Origin of the sequence: Paenibacillus sp. NPDC058071 (genome assembly GCF_042885235.1) — a bacterium.
Classification (GTDB): Bacteria; Bacillota; Bacilli; order Paenibacillales; family Paenibacillaceae; genus Pristimantibacillus.
The window spans coordinates 66,379-90,402 of record NZ_JBHVSK010000006.1; the positions used below are offsets into that span (position 1 = coordinate 66,379).

Genomic DNA, 24,024 nt, shown 5'->3' on the forward strand with positions numbered 1-24,024 from the left:
ATAAAGTGAAGCATACGTTCAATTGGCAGCAACCCGCAATGGAAGGCTAACGAAGGAGGACGACAGCGATGACGATTAAATATTGGGACAAGTTCAACCTATTCGAGCTTCGTACCGAAAATACATCCTATCTTTTTGGCGTCAATGAGAGAGGTACGCTTCAACATATTTATTGGGGATCTCCGGTTCAAGCGGAGGAATGCGCCAGCCTGCTCCAGGCCAGATCGCATAGTTCGTTCGATATGGCCGTTGACCGCGAGACGGAGGAATATGGCGGCTGGGGAGGCGCAGGTTATGCCGAGCCCGGTCTGAAGGCTAGTTTCGCCGATGGGGTACGCGACTTGCGGCTGGTCTATGCCGGTTACGAGATCGAGGACGGCCGCAAGCTGATGGTCCGGCTAGCCGATGAGCATTACGCTCTGCATGTCGAGGTGCATTACACGATCGTTCCCGACTATGATTTGATCGAGCGTCAAGTGAAGGTGACGAACGGAGAAGAGCAGCCGGTAAGGATCGAACAGATCATGTCCGCTCTTTGGTCGATCGGGGAACTGCCCGACTATCGTCTAACCCATGTGACCGGCCGTTGGGCCGGTGAATATCAATTGCGAACGAATTTCCTGACTGAGGGGAAAAAGGTGCTGGAATCCCGGAGAGGCTTTACCGGACCGCATTCCAATCCGTGGTTTGCTATTGACGACGGTAATACGAGGGAACAATCCGGCAGCGTTTGGTTCGGCGCGCTTGCGTGGAGCGGCAACTGGAAGCTGGTGCTTGAACGGACGACGTTTGGCAAGCTTCGCATCGCGGGCGGCATCAACGATTTCGACAGCTCATTCGTGCTGACGCCAGGTGCATCGTATGAGGCACCTATGTTTGTGGGCGGCTTCACGACAGGCGGCTTCGGCGAAATGAGCCGGCTTCTTCACCGCTATGAACGCAACGAGATTATGCCAACGAAGCAACTGCGCAAAGTGCTCTACAATTCCTGGGAGGCGACGGAATTTGATGTGACGGTGCAAGGACAGCGGGCGCTCGCAGAGCGGGCCGCGAAGCTAGGCGTCGAGCGGTTCGTCGTAGACGACGGCTGGTTTGGCCAGCGGCACAGTGACCGGGCCGGTCTTGGCGACTGGTATGTCAATCCGGAGAAATTCCCGAACGGCTTGTCGGAGCTGATTGACGAAGTGAAGGGTCTCGGCATGGAATTCGGCTTGTGGGTAGAGCCGGAGTCGGTCAATCCGGACAGCGATCTCTTCCGGACGCATCCGGATTGGACGTATCATTTTCCGACGCGCGAAGGAACGCAGCTCCGCAATCAGCTGCTGCTCAATTTGGGCAAGCCGGAGGTTAAAGATTTTGTATTGCAATTTATGACGGAGCTGCTGTCCACCTACGATATTTCGTTTATTAAATGGGATATGAACCGAACCGTGACGGAACCAGGAGAGGCGGAGGGCCCGAGCCAGGACAAGTCGGTATGGATTCGCCATGCGGAGCATTTGTATGACATTTGGGCCGAGCTGCGCCGCCGTTTCCCGAATGTGGAATTCGAGACTTGCGCCGGCGGCGGCGGACGTATCGATCTGGGCATTCTACGCTATGCCGATCAGGCATGGATCAGCGACAACACCGATGCGCGCGACCGTCTCAGCATACAGGAGGGCTTCAGCTACGCCTACAGCCCGTCGGTTATGATGTGCTGGGTGACGGAGGCGCCGAACGGTTTCAACGGCAGAAGCTTGCCGCTTTCCTATCGTTTTCATAGCGCAATGATGGGCGGTCTAGGCATCGGCGCGGACATTGGCAAATGGTCAGCGGAAGAGATGGAGGAAGCGAAGGGCTACGTTGCGTTATACAAGGAAATCCGGCATATCGTGCAGCAAGGCGAGCTGTACCGGCTGCAGTCACTTCGTCAGGCCAACTATGCAGCGAGCCAGTATGTGAGTGCGAACGGACAAGAAGCGGTCGTATTCGCCTTCCTGCAATCGCAGCATTTCGGAAACTCGCATACAATGCTGCGCCTGCAAGGTCTGGAATCCGAAGCTGTCTACGAGGTTACAGGCAGCGCCCTGGAAGGGAGCGTGCGTCTTCACGGTTCCAATCTGACGCAGATCGGTCTGCCGCTCAACTGGCGCGGAGATTATGCCAGCGTCTTGATCCGTTTAAAGCGGGTATAAGATTGGCGGCGAAAGGTGGCGGATGCCATGACAAACAAATGGAGCATTACACAGGTGGAAGGGTTTGAGGCGTGGATCGGCGAGACGGGCCGCCTCTCCATCACCGTCATTCCGGCTTTAGGCGGCAAGGCGATATCGCTTCGCAGCAAGGCTGCGGATCGCGAATGGCTGTGGCGGAGCGGGAAGCCGCTCGGCAATAAAGGCCTCGGCTCCCCGTTCGGAGAAGGAGACGAGAGCGGCTGGGATGAGATGTTTCCCGGCATCAACGCTTGTCACTATCCCGAAGAGCCGTGGCAGGGGCATTCCGTTCCTGATCATGGAGAAGCATGGGCATTGCCATGGACGGCAGAGCTGCAGCGTGATGCTCTCCTGTGCAGAGTGGAGGGACGAAATTTTCCTTATACGCTGGAGAAGGTTTATACGTTCACGGACGGGGATACGATACGCATCGATTATTCGGTGACGAACCGAAGCGAGTCGCCTTTCTCGTTCTTGTGGGCCGCGCATCCGCTGCTCCAAGCCTCCGAAGGGATGCGCATCCGCGTTCCAGAGGGAATGGAACGCATTGAGGTGTCCTACTCTGCGGAAGAGCGGCTTGGCGTATTCGGAGATCGACGGCGGTGGCCGCATGCCGGAGAAGGCGTTGATTTGAGTGTCGTTGAGGCGGCGTCCGGCCGATATGCAGAGAAATATTATTTCGAGGGCAAGGTCGTACAGGGATGGGCCGAACTGCTCGACCCTGTGACAGAGGAAGCTATCACCTTCCGTTTTCCGCCGGAGCAGGTCCCTTATTTAGCGGTATGGGCCAATTACGGAGGTTACGGCGACTGCTACCATGTTGCGCTTGAGCCTGCGACGGGAAGGATGGATGACCTCGCCCACGCGATGAAGCGAGGCGAGGCGGCTGTAGTTGAAGCGGGCGGCAGGTATGAATGGTTTCTGGAGGTAGACGTTCGGCAGCGGAATTGACGGCCGACGCCAGGTCCAATCAGCCCTTCGGAGCGCTCCGGTACTCGGTCGGCGAGGCCCCCATTCTTTTTTTGAACAATCGGGAGAAGTAATAGGGGTCTGACACGCCTACGGAGGCGGCAATTTCTTTAACGGTAAGGCTGGTCAAGCTGAGAAGCTGGCCGGCCTTTTGCATTTTCATCCGCAAAAAATATTCGATCGGCGGAAAGCCGGTCTCCTGCTTGAACATGTAAATCAAATGCTGCTTGGACAAGCCGGTGTGCGCCGCCAGCTCCGGCAGGGCAATGACATCGGAGAGCCGCTCGCTCATATAGCGGATAGCTCGTTCAAGATCCTGCTTCTTCTTCCTGTCGCGCGCCGTTCCCCCCGACCCGAGGCCGATTCTGCCAAGCATCCGGCCCATCGATTGCGAGACGTACACCTGTACAGGCAGTGAATAGGGCTTGTCCGTCAACAGCTCGAAGCAGCGGGAGAAGTTGTCCGCCCATTCGGCGTAAAGGCCGGCCGGCAGCGGCAGCGGGCCGGAATCGAGGCCGTACAGCTTGATGTAGTCGGCGACCTGTTCTCCTTTCAAGTGAAACCAGTAGATGCTCCAAGGGTTGGCGGCCGATGCCCCGTACCGATGCCCTTCCCCTGCGGGGATGACGGCCAGATGATGCTCCGGCACTGGCATGGTGCGGCCGTTTACCTCAATCCAGCCCTCGCCCTGCGAGCAATAGATGAAAATATGGGAGTCGCAGCCCTCCGGCCGTTCACGGTAATGATACTGCGCGCGGGGAAAAAAGCCGATGTCGCTTACAAACAGGCTGCGAGTCAATTTGTTGCTGGACAGCTCCTCCATATAGTAAGCGGGGAGGACGAGCAGCTTTTCCTCTTCGAAGCCTTGGGACTTTCTAAGTTCATCCATGTTTTTGCTCCTTATAAGAAAATCATTCATTTCAGGACGAAAAGGTTATTGTCTATAAGGTGTTGATTTATAAAATAATCCGAATATCGTCCATTATAAACCGAATTCCGTCAATTGGCACCACCTTCATTTCAATATAAAGTGAAGGTAATCAGCAAAGGGGGAATGACAATGTCTTCAACGCAAAATCAAGCCGGCACGGCCGCACGTATCTGGGAAGAAGAAGTATCGATTCCGACTTATGGCATCGGCGCGCCGGACCGTAATCCGATGTTCTTGGAGAAACGCGTCTACCAAGGCAGCACGGGCAAAGTATATCCGCATCCCGTCGTCGATAAAATCGAAGACGAGAAAAAGGATCAGACGTATAAGCTGGCTGTATTGGAAAATGAATATATCCGCATCGAGATCATGCCGGAGCTTGGCGGACGGATTTACCGAGCGCTCGACAAAACGAACAATTATGATTTCGTTTATTATAATCGTGTCATCAAGCCAGCGCTCGTCGGGCTCGCCGGCCCGTGGATTTCCGGAGGCATCGAGTTCAACTGGCCGCAGCACCACAGGCCAAATACGTACGGACCAGTTGAATACCGGCTGGAACAAGGCAAGGACGGCAGCGCGACGGTATGGGTGAGCGAGATCGACCGGATGTACGGCACGAAGGTGACGGCTGGTTTCACGCTCTATCCGGGCAAAGCCTATCTGGAAGTTTCCGCACAGTTGTACAATCGGACGACACTGCCGCAAACCTTCCTCTGGTGGGCCAATCCGGCCGTTGCCGTCAATGACGACACGCAGTCGGTATTCCCGCCGGACGTTACTGCGGTATTCGACCACGGCAAGCGGGATGTATCGCGTTTTCCAATTGCAACGGGCACGTACTACAAGATGGACTATTCGGAAGGCGTCGATATTTCGCGCTATCGCAACATTCCGGTTCCGACATCTTACATGGCGTACAAATCGGACTATAACTTTGTAGGCGGCTATGACCACGGCGTACAAGCCGGACTGCTGCATGTGGCCAATCATTTCGTTTCTCCGGGCAAGAAGCAGTGGACGTGGGGAAATGGCGAGTTCGGGCAGGCCTGGGACCGCAACCTGACCGATGAGGACGGGCCTTACATCGAGCTGATGACCGGCATGTACACGGACAATCAGCCGGACTTCACCTGGCTGCAGCCATATGAGGAGAAAACGTTTAAGCAATATTTCATGCCTTATAAAAATGTAGGCGTCGTCAAAAACGCATCCATTGATGCTGCCGTCAATCTCGAAACGGACAAGGAGACGGGAACGGCGACCGTGCTGGCATACGCAACCTCGATCTTCGAAGGGGCGGTTATCGAGCTGAAAGGGCGCAGCCGCACCTACTTGAAGGAGGCGGTCGAGCTCTCTCCCGTGTCGACCTTCAAATCGGTAGTCACGCTCGATGAGAACGATCAGCCGCATGATCTTCTCGTTACAGTTCGCGATGCAAGCGGAGCGTTGCTCGTCTCGTACCGGCCGGCAAAGCCGTCGATCGAAGAGGTGCCGGATGCGGCCCAGCCGCTTCCTGAACCGAAAGAGCTGCCGACGAACGAGCAGCTGTACCTCGCAGGTTTGCATTTGGAACAATACCGTCATGCGACCTTTGAGCCAGCCTCGTATTATCTGGAGGGGCTGAAACGAGACCCTTCGGATATTCGGATCAACGTTGCTTACGGAACGCTGCTGCTTCGTCAAGGTCTGTTCAAAGAAGCGGAAAAGCATTTGCGCAAAGCTATCGCTTCGATGACGTGGCGCAACCCGAACCCTTACGACAGCGAAGCGCTGTATCAGTTGGGTATTGCGCTGAAGCAGCAGGATCGGACGGAAGAGGCTTTCGCCGTTTTCTATAAATCCGTATGGTCCGCCGCATGGCAGGACCCGGGCTACTTCAATCTTGCCCGGATCGCTTGCGCGAACGGCTCTTTCCAGGAAGCGCTCGAACTGGTTGACCGCTCCCTTATCCGCAACACGCGCAACTACAAGGCGCGTCATCTCCGCGCTGCGCTGCTGCGCAAGCTTGGCCGCTTTGCTGAGGCTGAGACCTTCGCGCGCGAGACACTGAGCATCGACGTTGCCGACTTTGGCGCCGCCCGTGAACTAACGCTTGCGCATGCTGCGCAAGGAGCAGCCGAGGAGGCAGGCACAGCGGATGCCGAGCTGACAAGGCTGATGCGGAAGGACCCGCATAATTACTTGAGCCTCGCTTCCGATTATGCGGAAAGCGGTCTCTACGGCGAAGCGATCGATGTGCTGAGCCGGATCGCTCAAGAACAGCCGGCGCAAGATGTTTACCCGATGGTTCACTATACGCTGGGGTATTTGCATGAGCGCGCCGGCCAGCCGGAACAAGCGGCTGCCGCCCGTCAAGCGGGCCGGAATGCGAAGCCGGATTATTGCTTCCCGAACAGTCTATTCGATCTGATCGTGCTGGAAAGCGCCGTTGCGGCCGACGCCGAAGACGCCAGAGCGCTTTACTATCTCGGCAATTTGCTATACGACAAGAAGCGCCATCAGGAAGCGATTGCTAAATGGGAGACTTCCCGCAAGCTGGATGACGCCTTTGCCACCGTTCACCGCAATTTGGCGCTCGCCTACTTCAATAAGCTGGGTGACAGCCGGGCAGCGCTGGAATCGCTGGAGCGAGCGTTCGCCTGTGGGCCGGACGACGCCCGCGTATTCTATGAGCTTGATCAGCTTTACAAGAAGCTGGGGTATGCGCCGGAGAACCGGCTGCCGCACATAGAGCGGAATGAGGCTCTCGTAAAGCTGCGTGACGACCTCTACTTAGAGCATGTCGCGCTGCTGAATGCGCTGGGCCGTCATGAAGAGGCCGTAAGCAAGCTGGCTGCACGCAAGTTTCATCCGTGGGAAGGCGGAGAAGGCAAAACGACTGGCCAGCATGTGTTCAGCCGCGTTGAGTGGGCAAAGCGCGAGATTGGCGAAGAACGCTTCGCACGCGCTGCCGAGCTGCTGCAAGAAGCGCTGGTCTACCCGGAGAATCTGGGAGAAGGCAAACTGACGGGGGCGCAGGAGAACAATGTCCATTACCATCTTGGCCGCGCTTATCTGGGCTTAGAGCAAAGCGAGCAGGCTGCGGCGCATTTCCGTATCGCTTCGCAAGGACTGGAGGAACCAGCCAGCGCGATGTACTACAACGATCAGCCGCCGGATATGATTTTCTACCAGGGCATGGCCTGGCTGCAGCTTGGCGATCTGAAGGAGGCGAAGCGCCGGTTCAACAAGCTGATCGATTACGGCGAGAAGCATATCCGCGACGATGTGAAGTTTGATTATTTCGCCGTCTCGCTGCCGGACTTCCTCGTTTTCGAAGATGATCTGAACAAACGCAACGAGATTCATTGCCGCTATATGATCGGGCTTGGCTTGATCGGCCTTGGCCGTTACCGTGAAGCTTCCGAACAGCTGGACGAAGTGCTTGCTCTGGAGCCGAATCATCAAGGGGCGAAGACGCACCGGAGCCTGTGCGTATAGGGCCAGTTAAGTAAGGAAGGGGCTGCCCCAAAATCTTCAACGTGACTTAGGGACAGCCCCTCAAACTGTCGCCAACCTGAAGCGACGATTTATATAGTTGCTTCAGTTGGTTGAGAAGAACTCGTCGGTTTCAATAACGACGGGTTTCTTTTGATTTGCGTATTTCGATATATAAGAATATTCGGATCACACTTAAAGTCAGGTGCTGATTCCGGTTTTGAAGCAGTATTTCAATATATATGAAATTTCGGTTCTACATCAAAATCAGTTCTTGACGTAAAGAAGAGAGTAGCTAAGGGTCAGAGGGATTTTGGAGAAACGGCAGTGGTCGCTTTTAAAGCCAGATTCCTACCGCAAACTGCAACAAAAGAAAGGAATCTGGCTTTAATGGCGATCGGAAGAACCCTCTGACCCGCAACGCTTCCCTCTCAGTGGAAGTCAGCTACTGTTAGCGGTTTGAGCCGCGTATTTAAATATGTATGAAATTTCATGCATATTTTTCTGATTTCGAGAAAAATCTTCGATTATATAGTTCGACTATAATCGTCCAAAATCCCGATTTTCGAAAAATTATATATGATTAATCGTACATATTCCTCGTCTAAACTCTGCACTGCTGCTCCAACAGCAGTTGGAGGACTCTGCTAGGCCTTCTCGGACAGCGGGCAACCTAAAGCGACCTACAAAGTCGCTTTTTTTGTTTTTCAGCTCTAATTTTTGCTCAATCTTCAACTGAACATTCAATCAGTACTTAACAGACCAGCAGAGAAAAGCGAAGGGTCAGAGGGATTCTGGGAAACGAAAGTGGTCGCTTTTAAAGCATGATTCCTACCGTAAACTTTGGTCCTAATAAAGGAATCAGGCTTTAATGGCGATCGGAAGAACCCTCTGTTCCGCAGCGTTCCCTCTCACTGGAAGTCAGCCACTGATTTCTGTTCTTAATTGTGCCATATCTTATTGAGCTTCAAGGGTGCAGCATCTTATTGATTAGCTTCTTGTCCGACTGGATATCATGTTCAATTGGAAGCACCTATTTGTTTACCTCAATAGGCGATGAGGCTAATCGGCTGATTTTTTAATAAAAATGAAAGAACTTTTAGATTGTGATGTTACTTAATATCTGTTAACCTTAATTTAAGTAACATTGACGGAGGGGTTCTCTGTGCAATTTGTCAATCCGATTCGAGACGTGCAAACCATTCAAGCGATGAAAGAGGAACTGAGAAAACACTCTATAAGGGATCTGTTGCTTTTTGTGCTGGGAATTAACACCGGGATCAGTCTTCTTGATTTGCTCAATCTTACTGTACAGGACGTTTGGGATGGCCAGGATGCTAAGCAGTTTCTTTATATTAAGGATGAAAGGACAGGAGAAGAAAAGGCTTACTACCTAAACAGCAAGGTCGGGGAAATACTAATCGAGTATTTATCTAATATCGATTGGAAATCTGAGGATTATTTATTTAAATCCAAAAAGGATTGTCGCCCGATTACCCGTCAGCAGGCGTATCGAATTATTAACCACTCGGCAAGGGAGGTAGGCATATCAGAGAAAATCGGCACCCACACGCTGAGAAAGACGTTTGGTTACCATGCGTATTACAGGGGGGTTGCCATCTCGATCTTAAAGTCGATTTTGCATCATCATTCCACGGCAGAAACGTTAAAGTATCTGGGAATCGACAGGACCGAGAAGAGAACCGTTAAAGTGGATGTAAATTTATAATGAACTGTGTTTTGAAAAAGAAAAAATCTCCACATTAAACATGTGGAGAAGGTTAGTTGCATTATTCTCTTTATTCAACAGAATCGTCAAGATTCATTGCTGCATGAATATCTACGTTTTTTAATTCTGTGACAATCCCGTCAATAACTTGAACGTGTATAGTTGCAGCATCTTTCATAAACCGGAAAATTCCGTTATCGAAATCGGTATCGACTTCTTTGAAGAAGATGCCTTCATAATCGGTTTGCTTCTCATGATTGAAGCTTAGCTTATATTGCTCCCCATCTTTAATCAAATAGGCTCGAATTCCTTTTTCATAAAGACCTTCTTCATCCCGAATATAACGGGCAACGGAAACAATATGCAGGTCGACAAATGGGATCTCGCGTACTAAGGAATTAATGATAGATCCCTTCGTAATTTGTTCCCATCGGCTGTGTGCCGTCTGGCCAAGAATGATCTGTGTAATGTTGTTATCTCTGGCCACTTCTGCAATGACCTTATAGACAGGGCGGCTTTCATTGTCCTTCATAACAAACTGGGCCGTAGCATGTGAGTGGGCATATTCTTTCCATTGTTCGATATAGAATAATTTCTCGGCATCCAATTCGTCGAATGGCTTCGGATCAATGGTCAGTATATAAAGCGGAGCTTTCATCAGATTAGCGATTGCACAGCCACGTTTGATTAATCTTTCGCTATTGGGACCATAATAAACGCAAACAAGAATGCTCTCATTATATACGTTGTTATTCATTTTAAGTATTTCACCTCAGTGCTAGTAGTTGGACTCGCTTAAACTATGTAAGACTATAGTGGATGTTACGTAAAGAGTCAATACGCAGATAAGGAAGCTGCAGCTAAGAAAGCAGAAGTCTTAAACAAGGAGGAGTGCGCTTCACTATGTTCTATACCTTTATTTTTCTCCCGTTGATCAGTGCATTGTTTGTTCCCTTACTATATAAGCATTTCAACCGCCGGGTGCACACGGGCTGGTTCGTTTTAGTTGTACCTCTAACTATTTTTATCTATTTGTTGCAGTATATACCTAGCGTAGCGGCTGGCGACACCTATAAATACACATTATCTTGGATTCCGTCCCTTGATATGAATATTGTTTCCTATGTGGATGGGCTCAGTCTGTTATTCGGTCTGCTCATCAGCGGTGTCGGTGCGTTGGTCATTGTTTATTCCATCTTTTACATGTCCAAGATTCGCGAGGCTCTCCATAACTTCTATATATATTTGCTGATGTTCATGGGCGCTATGCTGGGATTAGTATTCTCGGATCACCTCTTAGTCCTGTATGGGTTCTGGGAGTTAACCAGCGTTTCTTCCTTCTTGTTGATCTCCTATTGGTACGAACGCAAGAGCTCTCGCCAAGGCGCCTTAAAGGCGATGTTGATTACTGTCCTTGGCGGATTCGGCATGTTAGCCGGATTTATCATGATGATCATGATGGCGGATACCTACAGCATTCGTGAAATGCTCGCTAACCTGGAATCTATCCAAAACCATGCGTTATTTATTCCTGCCATGCTATGCGTTTTGTTGGGCGCATTTACCAAATCGGCGCAATTTCCATTCGGCATTTGGCTGCCGGACGCGATGGAAGCGCCAACTCCTGTGAGCAGTTATCTCCACTCGGCTACGATGGTCAAGGCTGGCATTTATTTAGTGGCTCGCATGACTCCGATTTTCGGGGGCAGCTCCGTTTGGTTCTGGCTGGTGGCTGGAATAGGGATCATTACGCTGCTTTATGGTTCTTTGACTGCGCTTAGACAGACTGATCTCAAAGCGATGTTAGCTTATTCTACGATTAGTCAATTGGGATTGATTATGTGTCTGCTAGGGGTCGGTTCTTTAGCCGTCTATTTTGGAGCGAGCGACAGCGGCACCGTCTTTGGGGTAGCTGGATTTGCCGCCTTATTCCATTTGTTTAATCACTCGACCTTTAAAGGAAGTCTGTTCATGGTTGTCGGTATTATTGACCATGAGACAGGCCGGCGAGATATTCGCTACTTGGGCGGTTTGATGCAAGTGATGCCGATCACATTCACGATTGCATTGGTTGGCGGACTATCGATGGCGGGATTGCCGCCGTTTAACGGTTTTCTAAGTAAGGAAATGTTTTTTGCAGCAGTGAATGAGGTGTCCCAGGCCGGTATTTTCGGTTTGAGCAAAATTGGACTGCTGTTCCCGATCACAGCTTGGGTAGCCAGCATATTTACTTTTGTCTACTGCATGATTTTTATCTTCAAAACTTTTGGGGGAAAATATCGTCCCGAAAAACTGACGCGAACGGTGCATGAAGCTCCATGGGGCATGTTGTTTTCTCCAATCATTCTAGGCTTGCTCGTTCTATTCATTTTCTTCTTCCCGAATGTATTGGGCAAATACATTCTTACCCCGGCATTAACCGCAATGCTGCCGACGACGCCGATGTCAGCCTACGACTTGAAAATTAGCGCATGGCATGGGTTGAATCTAGAACTCGTGATGACGATCGGTGTTATTGTTATCGGTCTCCTTCTCTTCAAATCATCGAAGCGATGGGTTCAGGCTATGCGCAATTATCCGCAAGGATTAACGTTAAACCACTGGTACAATAAAGGCTTATCCGGTACGGAGAGATTCTCGTCATCCTTAACGAATGGCTATATGACAGGCTCGTTGAGGCACTATCTGATCTACACGTTTGCATTCTTTGTCATTGTATTGATCAGCTCGCTTTTGCTGCTCTATGGTATCCGGTTCGATTTCTCCAATGATGCAGCCATCAGCATTTTTGATGTCGGACTTGTGCTCATGATGGTGATTGCCGCAGGTACAGTCTTATTAGCCGGCAATCGAATCGTGGCTATCGTAGCACTCGGCGTGTTAGGTTATATGGTTTCGATGTTCTTCGTGATCTTTAGAGCTCCAGACCTTGCATTGACGCAGATGGTCGTAGAGACAGTGAGCACACTGCTGTTCCTGCTGTGCTTCTACCATTTGCCTAAGCTGAAGAAAAGCATGGAACGTATACCCTTCAAGCTGACGAACCTGATCGTATCCATCGCGATGGGCTTAACGGTGACGCTGCTCGGATTGTCCGCGAACGGACATAAATTATTTGAACCGATTACCTCGTTTTTTGAAAATGCCTTTGAGCTGGCGGGCGCCAAAAATATTGTCAACGCTATATTAGTGGACTTCCGCGGCTTTGATACGATGCTTGAAATATCCGTGTTGGCCATTGCAGGGCTAGGTGTATATATTCTGGTTCACCAGCGTGCCAAAGGGAGGGAACAACATGAACACGAATGATGTGATACTGAAAAGCGTAACCCGAGTAGCGGCCGTAATCATTTTGACCTTCTCGATCTATTTATTTATGAACGGTCACCATCATCCGGGAGGGGGATTCATTGGGGGACTAAGCATGTCATCGGCTATTGTCCTGCTGTATCTTTCTTTCGGAGTCGATAAGGTCAGGGAAAATATACGAGTTGATTTCAAGAAGCTTGCGGCAATTGGCGTGCTGATTGCGATTGGAACCGGAATGGCGGGCGTCATATTTGGCAAACCTTTTTTAACTCAAGCCTTCGGTCATTTTGATTTGCCGATCTTCGGAGATACCGAGCTCGCATCTGCACTCATTTTTGATACCGGAGTCGCTCTGGCTGTCATAGGCACCGCAGTCAATATTATTCTAAGCATAAGTGAGGATCGTTAATATGGAGACATTAATGGTCATACTGGTCGGAATTTTAATATCGATTGGAACCTATTTGATTCTATCTAAGCAGCTGTTGCGGATTGTGCTCGGAGCGTCAATTGTGGGTCATGCTGTCAATTTGTTGATCATTACTTCCGGCGGGCTGAAGAGGGGGAGCGCCCCGCTGCTGGGAGAGAAGGCAGCAGGCTTTGCAGATGCGATTCCTCAAGCCTTGGTATTAACGGCGATCGTCATTAACTTTGCTGTGACAGCATTAGTACTTGTTCTAAGTTACCGTTCCTATAAAAGCTTCGGGACGGATGACATGGAGCAATTAAGGGGAAATGAGAATGAATAATTTGTTGATCGCACCGGTTGTCATTCCTCTGTTGACTGGTATGGTTCTTATTATATTCCAGAAAAATATAAATCTTCAGCGGATACTTAGCCTGGCTGCTTTGTTAGCCACTGGCGTCATTGCCGTTCTGCTGATGAATCAGATCAAAGACGGCGGTATTCAGACGGTACAGCTGGGCGGCTGGGAAGCGCCTTACGGCATTAGCTTCGTGGGTGACATGTTTAGCGCCTTGCTGCTCTTGGCTACATCAATTGTTGCGATAGGCTGTCTAATCTACGCCTTTTCATCGATTGGCCGAAAACAAGAAAAACTTTATTTCTATCCTCTATTTTTGTTTTTGATTACAGGCGTCAATGGCTCGTTCTTGACAGGGGATTTGTTCAACTTATATGTCTTTTTTGAATTGTTTCTGGTTGCTTCCTATGTACTCATCGCACTTGGAGGATCACAGAGGCAGCTTCGCGAGTCGCTGAAGTATATTTTTACGAACATCATTGCTTCGGCATTCTTTTTGATCGGCATTGCCTATCTATATTCGATGACGGGCACATTGAACCTCGCCCATTTATCGCTACGGATCGCAGAGATCGGCCAGGATGGGTTAATTACGACAGTCGCCTTGTTGTTCCTGATTGTTTTCGCCATGAAGGCGGGCTTACTGCTCTATTTCTGGCTGCCAGGATCCTATAGCGTACCGCCAACGGCAATCGCCGCTATTTTCGCCGCGCTGCTCACTAAAGTAGGGATATACGCTATTTTCAGAATGTTTACGCTCATCTTTTATCACGAACCGCAGATTACCCATCTGTTTATCGGCATACTAGCCGCTATTACGATGATATTAGGCGGACTCGGAGCGATCGGTTTTTGGGATTTGAGAAAAATTTTAACCTACAATGTGATTATAAGTGTCGGCTTTATAATGGCCGGCCTCGTCTCTTTTACAACGACGGGCATTACGGGTTCCATTTATTATTTACTTCATGACATCCTGATCAAGGGGCTAGTATTTTTGATTGGGGGAACGATCGTTCACCTCACAGGTACAAGCGATTTGCGGAAAATTAGCGGCTTGATTCGTCTTCACCCCCAATTAGGCTGGATGTTCTTCATTGCAGCTTTGTCTATGGTTGGAATTCCGCCATTAAGCGGTTTCCTTGGTAAAGTATTTACGACGCAGGGCGTCTTTGAATCCGGTCATTACTGGCTTGGAGCAATCGGGCTGTTGGCCAGCTTGCTTATCCTGTATTCGATGATCAAATTGTTTATGAACGCTTTCTGGGGCGAAACGATTCTGAGCGAAGATGAGGAGAAGGGGACGACGAAAGGTTTGTTGTTTCCGATCGCTCTGTTGACGCTGGCTAGCGTTGCTCTGGGAGTCGGCACCGAGGCGATTACAGGTTACGTAGACCAAGCTGCGGAAGAATTGTTGAATCCAAGCTTATATATTCAGGCCGTGTTTGAATAAAGGGGGAAACAGCCATGCCCGTTCAGGTGCTACTCAACATATTCATCGCCTACTTGTGGATGTTTCTGCAAGAGGAAATGAGCATATTAAACTTTATCAGCGGTTACCTTGTTGGTCTGTTTATTTTACTGTGCATCCGCCGATTCTTTAAAAAACCGTTTTATCTATTTACATTAGTCGCAGTCGGCAAGTTGTTCATTCTGTTTATCCATGAATTGAATATTTCTGCGATGATGGTCGTGAAGCACGTGCTCCGCCCTAAAATCGATGTCAAGCCGGGAATCTTCAAGGTCGAAACCGATTTGGAGGGAGATTTGGAAATTACGCTCCTGTCCTTATTGATTTGCTTAACGCCAGGCTCGGTTATCATGGAGGTAAGCCCTGATTCAAAGGTGCTGTACATTCACGGTCTGAACATGCCCGAATCCAAGGATTCAGTATTAAAATCCAAAACTGTTTTTGAAAAAGCGATAAAGGATGTGACGAGAAAATGATATTTAAAACGGTGTTGGTCATCGCTTTATGTATTCTAGTGCTGGCTATGCTATTCAATTTATATCGGATTATAAAAGGGCCATCTAGTCCAGACCGCGTTCAAGCGCTGGATTCCATCGGTATTAATTTGATCGCCAGTACTGCCGTATTCTCCGTGCTGCTGCACACGCATGCCTTTTTTGATCTCATATTGCTGATCGGGATCCTTTCATTTATCGGAACCGTTGCCTTCGCCAGATTTATTGAAAGAGGTGTTGTCATTGAACGTAAGCGGTGAAATAGGTGAAGTAGTCGGGGCCGTCCTCATCCTCATTGGAGCTATATTCAGCTTGATCAGCGCGATTGGAATTGTGCGATTGCCCGATGTGTACACAAGGTCTCATGCAGCATCTAAAAGCTCTACGCTTGGCGTGCTGTGCGCATTGATTGGAACCCTGCTCTATTTCTTAATTTCCGACGGTTTCTTCAGCATCCGCCTTATTTTGGGCATCTTCTTTGTATTCTTGACTGCTCCAGTGGCCGCTCATGTGATCTGTCGGGCCGCTTACCGCCACCAAGTTCCGTTGGCGGAGAATAGCGCTCAAGATGAGTTGAAGGACTTTTATAGGGAGCATGATATTCTCGAGGCAGAGGTTAAGGTTAAGGACAAATTGGTAATCGATCAAGGAAAATGAAATCATCTTTTCCTGCGGATTCGACAATAGATAGGGGAGAGAGTGCCTAGATTAGGTGCTCTTTTTTTTGGCTTAAAACCGAAATTGGCGGTTGATTAGTTCTTTGGATTTATTCTTATTATTTTAATCGGAATAGTGCTTGTTAAAAAACGGAAATGATGATATTATCCAAATGTAATAATTAGTTACCTAATATCGATAATCTAGGAGGTAGTAAGATGAGTGAAACAGTTCAATCAGCCTGCCAGACAGAGGTATCCGCATGCTCAGGCGAACCAGGTGTTCCAGCAGTTGAAACGCGTGTAAAAACTGAACCTAGCCAGAAGTGGGTACGCGTGGAGGTGGACGGGGTGACGATTGCAGACAGCAAGTCTGTTGTGCTGCTCCATGAGCGCGGGCATTTGCCGGTCTACTATTTTCCGAAATCCGATGTCAGACAGGATCTGATTGCAGCCAGCGAACATCGTACCTATTGCCCGTACAAAGGCTATGCTTCATATTGGGACATTAAGGTTGGCGACAGAGTCATTGAACAGGCCGCCTGGAGCTATGAGGATCCGATACCGCAAAGCGAAGGCGTTCGTGAATATATCGCATTTTATTGGAACAAAGTTGACAAGTGGCTGGAGGAGGAAGAGGAAGTATTCGTACATCCTCGCGATCCTTACAAAAGGGTTGACGTCATCGCTAGTTCCCGGCACATTCAGATTGTGCTGAACGGCGAAGTTGTTGCAGACAGCAAGAGGCCGGTTATTGTATTTGAAACGGGGGTTCCTGTACGCTATTATTTGCCTGAAGAGGATATTCGCAAGGAGCTGTTTATCTCTTCGGATTTGAAGACGAGATGCCCCTATAAAGGCGAGGCTTCGTATTTGACTGCAGATATTAACGGTCAACGTTTTGAAAATATCGTATGGAGCTATCCGAATCCCATTCAGGAAATTCCGAAAATTGCCGGACTGCATTCCTTCTACAACGAGAAGGTTGACGCCGTCTATGTCGATGGCGTGCAAGAAACCGTGCAGCAGTGGCACAAGTCCGTCATTGATGTTCTTAATCTCTTTGGAGAATGACAGCCTGGAGAGATGACCTAGTTACGGAGGAATAAGACTACACATGAAAAATGCTACTATTTTGATTTATCATAAGCGAGCGGAGCGATTTGCTGAATACTTGCGTAAGGAAGCGGATTGCACAATTAGAACCGCAGTAACACCGGATGAGGCGGCTGCACAGCTGGCTGGCACCGACATCATTTTATGCTGGCAATTCCCGGCGGAGTTGTTGTCTGCTCCGGAAGCAAAGAACGTGCGATGGATTCAGTCAACAGGTGCGGGCATCGATAATCTGGTCAATGGCGCCGACGTTCCCGAGTCGATTACAATCACGAGAATTGTCGACCAATTCGGTAAGCTTATTTCGGAATATGTGCTCGGCTACATGCTGTTTCACAATAAAGGAATAGAGAGGCTGCTTACCAACCAGCAATCCCGTATTTGGGGTGACCATGATGTCGACACGCTGGAAGGGAAGGTCATCGGTGTAGCGGGTCTAGGCTCGATTGGGGCAGAGGTCGTATCGCGCGCAAGAGCGTTTCATATGGTCGTTCACGGTTTGAGTACAACCAAGGGTAAGGCTGGGCTCGTGGATCGGCACTATACCGCTGACGAATGGACGGCATTTGTAAGAGAGTTGGATTATTTGGTGTTGACCCTTCCTTTGACCCCGGAAACGCGGCATGTGGTGACGCTTGACGTTTTGCAAGCTTTGAAGGACAACGCTTGTTTAATCAATGTCGGGCGCGGACCGCTTATTGTCGAGGAGGCGTTAGTAAGCCATCTCCAGAGTCATCCGCAGCAGACGGCCGTCTTAGATGTATTCGACAAAGAGCCGCTGCCGAACGATCATCCGTTCTGGTCGCTTCCGAATGTGATTGTAACCCCTCATTTATCAGGACCGAGTGTTGCTGCCAATGTCAGCCGGTACTTCTTGAACAACTTGGAGCGATTCAGACGGGGCGAACCATTGCAGGGTGTTGTCGATCGACAGCGAGGTTATTAGCGCTTGATAGCTGCAGCAGCCACCCAGTTAGGTAAGGAACAGGCAATAACGGATTGAAAACATTGGGTGTTGAGACTGACCTGTTAGCAGGAGGTCTTTCTGTATCTACTAAACCAACAATTCCTATGCAAATAATAAATTTTAAAAGAAATGATGGTTCTACATCGAAATCAGTTCTGGACGGAAAAGAAGAGAGTAGCGGAAGAACCCTCTGACCCGCAGCGCTTCCCCTCACTTCAAGTCAAGCAACTGATTTCAGTTTAGAGCCGAAATGATGGATACATATTGTCAAATACGAATAATGCTGACCGACCACACGAATGGAGGTCTTGTTTTCCGCGATGGAAAAGAAGGCCTCTTTATTTTTTTAAGGAAAGGATGAGCGCTATGAGCAGGTTCGCGTTGGAATTCAAGCAAGTGAGCAAGGATTATGGAGCTGGCCCCGTTCTTGAAAACTTCAACTTAACGATTGAAAAGGAGAGACTTGTGACGCTCATCGGCCCATCAGGCTGCGGGAAGACCACCTTGCTGAAAATGATCAATCGGCTGATCGAACCCGATCAGGGACAAATTCTGTGGGAAGGCAACGAAATCAGCAAGCTGGACCCGGTAGAGCTGCGCAGAAGTATCGGCTATGTCATCCAGCAGATCGGTCTGTTTCCGCATATGACGATCGAAGAGAATATTTCGATCGTTCCGAGACTGAAGGGGGAGAGCAAACAGAAGCTTGTCAGCCGCACGGAGGAACTGCTTGAACTGATCGGGCTCGACCCGGCCAAGTTCCGCAAGCGGTATCCGCATGAGCTAAGCGGAGGGCAGCAGCAGCGCATCGGCGTTGCCCGCGCGCTGGCGGCCAATCCTTCCGTTATTTTGATGGATGAGCCGTTTAGCGCCCTCGACCCTATCAGCCGAGTGCAACTGCAGAAGGAGCTTATTCATCTGAACCGGCATGTGAAGAAGACGATCGTTTTTGTCACGCATGATATCGATGAAGCGCTCAAAATTGCCGACGATCTCATTCTGCTCAAGAACGGTCAGATCGTACAGGCGGGATCGCCGGAGGAGCTGCTCAAGCATCCGGCTGATGCCTTCGTCAGGGAGTTTCTTGGCAGCGAGCGATTTGCCCCGGAAGTCTCGCCGCAGCCGCATTCTGCGCCTTCGCTTATCCATCTGATGGAAGCGAGCGGCTCTATTGATTCGCATCGTTATGTGTCGGAAGCGCTCCAGCAGCTGCATGCAAGTCAGGCGAGCGAACTGCTCGTTACCGATGCAAACAACAAGGTTGTCGGCATCGTCGGACGTGACGAACTGGGGCAGCGGCCAGGATTAAGCGAGAGCGGGCGGTTGAAGGTAGCGGAAGTGATGCGGCCTCCTGGTCCGTCGGTACAGGATCATTCGCCAATCGCGAAGCTGCTTGACTTGCTGCAGGAGTATCCGATTGTTCCGGTTGTCGATGACAACGAGCGGCTGCTAGGGACGATTACCCGGCAGAGCTGCATCAAGGCGTTCGAGCAGCTTAACGAACGAAAGGAGACCGCCGTATGAGCTTTTGGGAAACGATTCAAACGGAATGGCCGAAAATACTGGAAAAATCAATCGAGCACTTCGAGCTGTCGATTATTTCAGTGCTTATCGCCTGTCTGATTGCCATTCCGGCCGGTATTTATTTAACGACTCACAAAAAGCTGGCCAACGGGGTTATTACGGTCGTATCGGTCATTCAGACGATTCCGAGCCTGGCGCTGTTCGGCTTTATGATTCCGCTTGTCGGCATCGGCAAGCAGCCTGCCATTATCGCGCTGACGCTATATGCGCTGCTGCCTATTTTACAGAATACGTACTCCGGTGTGCTCAGCGTTTCTCCTGCTCTCATTGAGGCGGGAACAGGGATGGGAATGACTCGCGGACAAATTTTAAGGCTGGTCCAGCTGCCTATCGCCCGCAGTTTCATTATGGCCGGCGTACGGCTTGTAGCGGTTCAGACGATCAGTATTGCGACTATAGCGACCTACATCGCTGCCGGCGGTTTAGGCGATATTATTACGCGCGGCATTGCGGCGATTAACAACAACGTCATTCTGGCCGGGGCAATTCCGGTATCTTTGCTAGTCATTTTGATTAATTTGCTGCTATTAGTTTTAAATCGCTGGTTAACGCCAAAGGGCCTTCGTCATGTGACGAAGGATTAATAGAAAGGGGAAAAGGGAGATGGAGAGAAGGATGAGCAAGAAAAGTACGGGGGTTAGCGGTATGAGCAAACGGTGGACGAAGAGCAAGAGAACGATTCTTACCCTTACGGCAGCGCTGCTGCTTGCAGTCGGTATGACCGGCTGCGCCAACGGCGGAAAGAAAGAAACGATTCAGGTCGCGACTAAGGGGTTTGCGGAGTCTGATATTTTGGCGAACGCGTTAAAGCTGCTTATTGAAGAGAAGACCGACCTGAAAGCGGATGTCAAGAAGCTGGATAATAATCTGCTCTGGACTGCGCTGAAGAAAAAAGAAGTGGACACTTATGTGGAGTATACCGGAACGGCGCTTATTAATATTTTGAAGGCCGACCCGGAATACGATGCTCAAGTGGTCTACGAAAAAGTGAAGAAGGAATTGAAGGAGAAAAACCAGATTACGGTGCTGGACCCGTTGGGCTTTACGAATTCCTATGCTTTCGGAGTACGCAAGGAGAAAGCGGAAAAGCTCGGTCTTAAGACGGGATCGGATATTGCCGCAAAATCGGCTGAGCTCGTCTTCGGAGCAAGCGAGGAGTTTATGAACCGTCCCGATCTCTGGCCGCCGATTCTGGAAGCCTATAAACCAAAGTTCAAGGATACCAAGTCGGTCGTAGCAAGCTTGACGTATCAAGCGATCGAGCAAGGCTTGATCGATGTCACGATGGTGCAAACGACCTCCGCCCAGGTGCTGGTGAGGCCGATGGTGGTGTTGGAAGATGATAAGCATGTATACGTGCCGTATTACGCGATTCCGGTCGTTCGCGATGAAGTGCTGGCGAAGCACCCGGAGCTGGAGAAAGTGCTCAATGCCATGGCTGGGAAAATGACAGAAAAGGAAATGCAGAGACTTAACGGCGAGGTCGAGAATCAGCAGCGGCCTGCAATTGATGTCGCCAAGGAATGGCTGATAGCTAACGGATTGTTGGAAGGGTAAGCGTAACGGAATTGGGCTGAGCTAACGAAATGGAGGCTGACAAAATGACTGCGCAGCAACGGCAAATGTCGCTTGGGGCGATGATGTTTTTCCCGGCGGGGGGCCATATTTCCAGTTGGAGGCATCCCGAGACGGATACGCAAGGATTGCTTGATTTCAATTACTACAAAAAAATCGTCCAGACGGCGGAACGCGGCAAATTCGATATGTTCTTCTATGCAGATGAGTTGTATGTGTGGGATCGCTTCGAATCGGGGATCAGCCATGCCAATAGCATTCGCCCGGAGCCGTTCATCTTGCTCGGCGCGTTGGCGGGAGCGACTGAGCATATCGGTCTGGCGGCGACGATCTCCACTACTTACAATGAGCCGTATCATACCGCCCGCAAGCTGGCTACGCTGGATTACCTCAGCAAGGGGCGGGCAGCTTGGAATATCGTCACCTCGCGGACAGACGAGGAGGCCCGCAATTTCGGCAGAGAGAAGCATCTGGAGCATGGGACTCGCTATGAGCGGGCCAAGGAGTTCGTCGATGTGACGCAAGGATTGTGGGACAGCTGGGAGGATGACGCGCTGCTCTTGGACAAAGAAAGCGGGTACTTCGCAGATAAAGAGAAGCTGCACAATCTTCGGCACAAGGGCAGCCACTTTCAAGTGCATGGGCCGCTCAATGTAGCCAGGCCTCCGCAAGGCTACCCGGTGCTTATTCAGGCCGGAGCGTCAGAGGCCGGCAAGGAGCTGGCGGCAGCGAAGGCGGAGGTCGTCTTCGCTCCGATCAGCGAGTTTTCGGCGGAAGGACTGCGGGCCGGTCAGCAGCTCTATGAGGATATTAAGGGACGAATGGCCAAGTACGGCCGTAGCCGCGACGAGTTGAAAATATTGCCCGGCATTATGCCGATAATCGGCCGGACGGAAGAGGAGGCGAAGGAGCGGCTGGCATTCACGGAAAGCCTGATGCCGCAGCAGCTTGGACTTGATCTGCTCTCTTATTATCTAGGCCAAGATATTTCGTCCTATCCGCTTGATGAGCCGCTGCCGATCCGCCCGAATCTTGACGAATTCAATCAGAGCAAGAGCGTTCTTAAGCATATCCTTGAGCTGATGGACGAGGAGCAGCCGACGCTTCGCCAGCTGTATGGGCGAATAACGAATAGGCTTGCGCTGGCCGGGACGCCAGAACAAATCGCCGATTTTTTGGAGGAGTAGTTCTTGAAGGGAGCGGCGGACGGTTTCAATATTTCGTTCCCCTATCTGCCGGGCGGACTCGAGCATTTTGTGGATTTGGTCGTTCCAGAGCTGCAGCGCAGAGGGGTGTTTCGTACTGAATACTCCGGACGCACCTTGCGCGATCATCTGTCGCTGGGGCGTCCGGCTAACCGATTCGCTTCGGTTGGGGTGCAGAACTGAATTTCAATTCTACTAATGAAATGGAGGCTAATGAAATGAGTAAACAACAACGGCAAATGGCGCTTGGAGCGATGATGTTTTTTCCGGGGGGCGAGCATATTTCCAGCTGGAGGCATCCCCAATCCGATGAGCAAGGACAGCTTGACTTGAACTACTATAAAAAAATCGTCCAGACGGCGGAACGCGGCAAGTTCGATATGTTCTTCTATGCAGATGAACTGTATGTATGGGATCGCTTCGAATCGGGGATTAGCCATGCCAACAGCATTCGCCCGGAGCCTTTCACGCTGCTCGGCGCGTTGGCGGGAGCGACCGAGCATATCGGCCTTGCGGCAACGATCTCCACTACCTATAATGAGCCGTATCATATTGCCCGCAAGCTGGCTACGCTGGATTACCTCAGCAACGGGCGGGCAGCCTGGAATATCGTTACCTCGCAAACAGATGAGGAGGCGCGTAACTTTGGGTTGGAGAAGCATCTGGACCATGGAACACGCTATGAGCGGGCAGAGGAATTCGTCGATGTGACGCAAGGGCTGTGGGACAGCTGGGAGGATGACGCGCTGCTCCTGGACAAGGAAAGCGGGTATTTTGCGGATAAAGAGAAGCTGCATAATCTTCAGCATAAAGGCCGCCACTTTCAAGTGCATGGCCCGCTTAATGTAGCCAGACCCCCGCAAGGCTACCCGGTGCTTATTCAGGCTGGAGCGTCGGAGGCCGGCAAGGAATTGGCGGCAGCCAAGGCGGAGGTCGTCTTTGCTCCAGTCAGCGAATTCTCGGCGGAAGGCTTGCTCGCCAGCCAGCAGCTCTATGAAGATATTAAGGGACGGATGGCTAAGTACGGCCGAAGCCGCGACGAGTTGAAAATACTTCCCGGCGTTATGCCGATTATCGGCCGGACGGAGGAGGAAGCGAAGGAGCAGTCGGCGCTCATTGAGAGCTTGACGCCGTCGAAGCTCGGTCTCGATCTGCTCTCCCATTATCTCGGCCAGGACATTTCGTCTTATCCGCTCGATGAGCCGCTGCCGATTCGTCCGAATCTTGACGAATTCAATCAAAGCAAGAGTATGCTGAAGCGCATTCTTGAGCTGATGGACGATGAGAAGCTGACGCTTCGCCAGCTTTATGAACGATCGACGAATAGGCGCGGTGTGGTCGGCACACCGGAGCAGATCGCTGATTTGCTGGAGGAGTGGTTCTTGAAAGGGGCGGCGGACGGCTTTAACATTGCATTCTCCCATCTGCCGGGCGGACTCGAAGATTTTGTAGAACTGGTCGTTCCGGAGCTGCAGCGCAGAGGGGTATTCCGTACGGAATATACCGGGCGCACTCTGCGTGATCATTTGTCGCTTGGGCGTCCGGCCAACCGCTACACTTCGGTCCGCGTGTAGCCATT

Annotated in this window: 21 protein-coding genes; 19 read left to right on the top strand and 2 right to left on the bottom strand. The window is 50.6% G+C overall.

What is annotated here, in order from left to right:
• The first annotated feature begins 68 nt into the window (after positions 1-68).
• Together ACFVTB_RS11840 and ACFVTB_RS11845 are read left to right on the top strand one after the other, a co-directional pair.
• Complete coding sequence (locus ACFVTB_RS11840) at positions 69-2,177, top strand: alpha-galactosidase (RefSeq protein WP_387748721.1); 2,109 nt, start codon at positions 69-71, stop codon at positions 2,175-2,177.
• 27 nt (positions 2,178-2,204) lie between these two features.
• The gene (locus tag ACFVTB_RS11845; protein WP_387748723.1) at positions 2,205-3,146 is read left to right on the top strand and encodes an aldose epimerase family protein; all 942 of its coding nucleotides are present in this window, start codon (positions 2,205-2,207) and stop codon (positions 3,144-3,146) included.
• 19 nt (positions 3,147-3,165) lie between these two features.
• On the opposite strand, the gene ACFVTB_RS11850 is transcribed toward ACFVTB_RS11845, so the two are convergent.
• A complete protein-coding gene (locus ACFVTB_RS11850) occupies positions 3,166-4,053 on the bottom strand; it encodes an AraC family transcriptional regulator (RefSeq protein WP_387748725.1) in 888 nt (295 codons plus the stop codon).
• 171 nt (positions 4,054-4,224) lie between these two features.
• Here ACFVTB_RS11850 and ACFVTB_RS11855 point away from each other — a divergent pair, with 171 nt between their 5' ends.
• The gene (locus ACFVTB_RS11855) at positions 4,225-7,578 is read left to right on the top strand and encodes a DUF5107 domain-containing protein (protein ID WP_387748727.1); all 3,354 of its coding nucleotides are present in this window, start codon (positions 4,225-4,227) and stop codon (positions 7,576-7,578) included.
• 1,162 nt (positions 7,579-8,740) lie between these two features.
• Positions 8,741-9,304 (top strand): tyrosine-type recombinase/integrase, encoded by a 564-nt coding sequence (locus ACFVTB_RS11860; protein ID WP_387748729.1) that lies wholly within the window; start codon positions 8,741-8,743, stop codon positions 9,302-9,304.
• A 70-nt stretch (positions 9,305-9,374) separates the two neighbouring features.
• Here ACFVTB_RS11860 and ACFVTB_RS11865 read toward each other — a convergent pair whose 3' ends face one another.
• Positions 9,375-10,061, bottom strand: coding sequence for a universal stress protein (locus ACFVTB_RS11865; protein WP_387748731.1), 687 nt, complete (start codon positions 10,059-10,061; stop codon positions 9,375-9,377).
• A gap of 146 nt (positions 10,062-10,207) precedes the next feature.
• On the opposite strand from ACFVTB_RS11865, the gene ACFVTB_RS11870 reads away from it, so the two are divergent.
• The 15 genes from ACFVTB_RS11870 (at position 10,208) to ACFVTB_RS11940 (ending at position 24,019) form a co-directional block, all read left to right on the top strand.
• The gene (locus tag ACFVTB_RS11870) at positions 10,208-12,613 is read left to right on the top strand and encodes a Na+/H+ antiporter subunit A (protein ID WP_387748733.1); all 2,406 of its coding nucleotides are present in this window, start codon (positions 10,208-10,210) and stop codon (positions 12,611-12,613) included.
• Positions 12,600-13,022: a Na(+)/H(+) antiporter subunit B gene (locus tag ACFVTB_RS11875; protein WP_387748735.1), complete on the top strand. Its 423-nt coding sequence runs from the start codon at positions 12,600-12,602 to the stop codon at positions 13,020-13,022. The genes ACFVTB_RS11870 and ACFVTB_RS11875 overlap by 14 nt, the downstream gene beginning before the upstream one ends.
• A 1-nt stretch (position 13,023) precedes the next feature.
• A complete protein-coding gene (locus ACFVTB_RS11880) occupies positions 13,024-13,362 on the top strand; it encodes a Na(+)/H(+) antiporter subunit C (RefSeq protein WP_387748737.1) in 339 nt (112 codons plus the stop codon).
• Positions 13,355-14,830 carry a Na+/H+ antiporter subunit D gene (locus ACFVTB_RS11885; RefSeq protein ID WP_387748739.1) on the top strand — a complete coding sequence of 492 codons (1,476 nt, stop codon included), beginning with the start codon at positions 13,355-13,357 and terminating at the stop codon, positions 14,828-14,830. The genes ACFVTB_RS11880 and ACFVTB_RS11885 overlap by 8 nt, the downstream gene beginning before the upstream one ends.
• A gap of 14 nt (positions 14,831-14,844) precedes the next feature.
• A complete protein-coding gene (locus ACFVTB_RS11890) occupies positions 14,845-15,324 on the top strand; it encodes a Na+/H+ antiporter subunit E (RefSeq protein WP_387748741.1) in 480 nt (159 codons plus the stop codon).
• Positions 15,321-15,602: a Na(+)/H(+) antiporter subunit F1 gene (locus tag ACFVTB_RS11895; protein ID WP_387748743.1), complete on the top strand. Its 282-nt coding sequence runs from the start codon at positions 15,321-15,323 to the stop codon at positions 15,600-15,602. Before ACFVTB_RS11890 ends, ACFVTB_RS11895 begins: the two co-directional genes overlap by 4 nt.
• Positions 15,586-15,999, top strand: coding sequence for a Na+/H+ antiporter subunit G (locus ACFVTB_RS11900; RefSeq protein ID WP_387748745.1), 414 nt, complete (start codon positions 15,586-15,588; stop codon positions 15,997-15,999). The genes ACFVTB_RS11895 and ACFVTB_RS11900 overlap by 17 nt, the downstream gene beginning before the upstream one ends.
• A gap of 218 nt (positions 16,000-16,217) precedes the next feature.
• A complete protein-coding gene (locus tag ACFVTB_RS11905) occupies positions 16,218-17,072 on the top strand; it encodes a DUF427 domain-containing protein (protein WP_387748747.1) in 855 nt (284 codons plus the stop codon).
• A 43-nt stretch (positions 17,073-17,115) separates the two neighbouring features.
• On the top strand, positions 17,116-18,060 hold the full coding sequence (locus ACFVTB_RS11910; protein ID WP_387748749.1) for a D-2-hydroxyacid dehydrogenase: 945 nt from the start codon (positions 17,116-17,118) through the stop codon (positions 18,058-18,060).
• A 387-nt stretch (positions 18,061-18,447) separates the two neighbouring features.
• On the top strand, positions 18,448-19,605 hold the full coding sequence (locus ACFVTB_RS11915; RefSeq protein ID WP_387748751.1) for a betaine/proline/choline family ABC transporter ATP-binding protein: 1,158 nt from the start codon (positions 18,448-18,450) through the stop codon (positions 19,603-19,605).
• Positions 19,602-20,249 (top strand): ABC transporter permease, encoded by a 648-nt coding sequence (locus tag ACFVTB_RS11920; RefSeq protein ID WP_387748753.1) that lies wholly within the window; start codon positions 19,602-19,604, stop codon positions 20,247-20,249. Before ACFVTB_RS11915 ends, ACFVTB_RS11920 begins: the two co-directional genes overlap by 4 nt.
• A 31-nt stretch (positions 20,250-20,280) precedes the next feature.
• On the top strand, positions 20,281-21,222 hold the full coding sequence (locus ACFVTB_RS11925) for an ABC transporter substrate-binding protein (protein WP_387748755.1): 942 nt from the start codon (positions 20,281-20,283) through the stop codon (positions 21,220-21,222).
• 44 nt (positions 21,223-21,266) lie between these two features.
• The gene (locus ACFVTB_RS11930; RefSeq protein WP_387748757.1) at positions 21,267-22,427 is read left to right on the top strand and encodes an LLM class flavin-dependent oxidoreductase; all 1,161 of its coding nucleotides are present in this window, start codon (positions 21,267-21,269) and stop codon (positions 22,425-22,427) included.
• Between the two features lie 3 nt (positions 22,428-22,430).
• Positions 22,431-22,628 carry a hypothetical protein gene (locus ACFVTB_RS11935; RefSeq protein WP_387748759.1) on the top strand — a complete coding sequence of 66 codons (198 nt, stop codon included), beginning with the start codon at positions 22,431-22,433 and terminating at the stop codon, positions 22,626-22,628.
• Positions 22,629-22,663: 35 nt separating this feature from the next.
• A complete protein-coding gene (locus ACFVTB_RS11940) occupies positions 22,664-24,019 on the top strand; it encodes an LLM class flavin-dependent oxidoreductase (protein WP_387748761.1) in 1,356 nt (451 codons plus the stop codon).
• Positions 24,020-24,024: the final 5 nt, after the last annotated feature.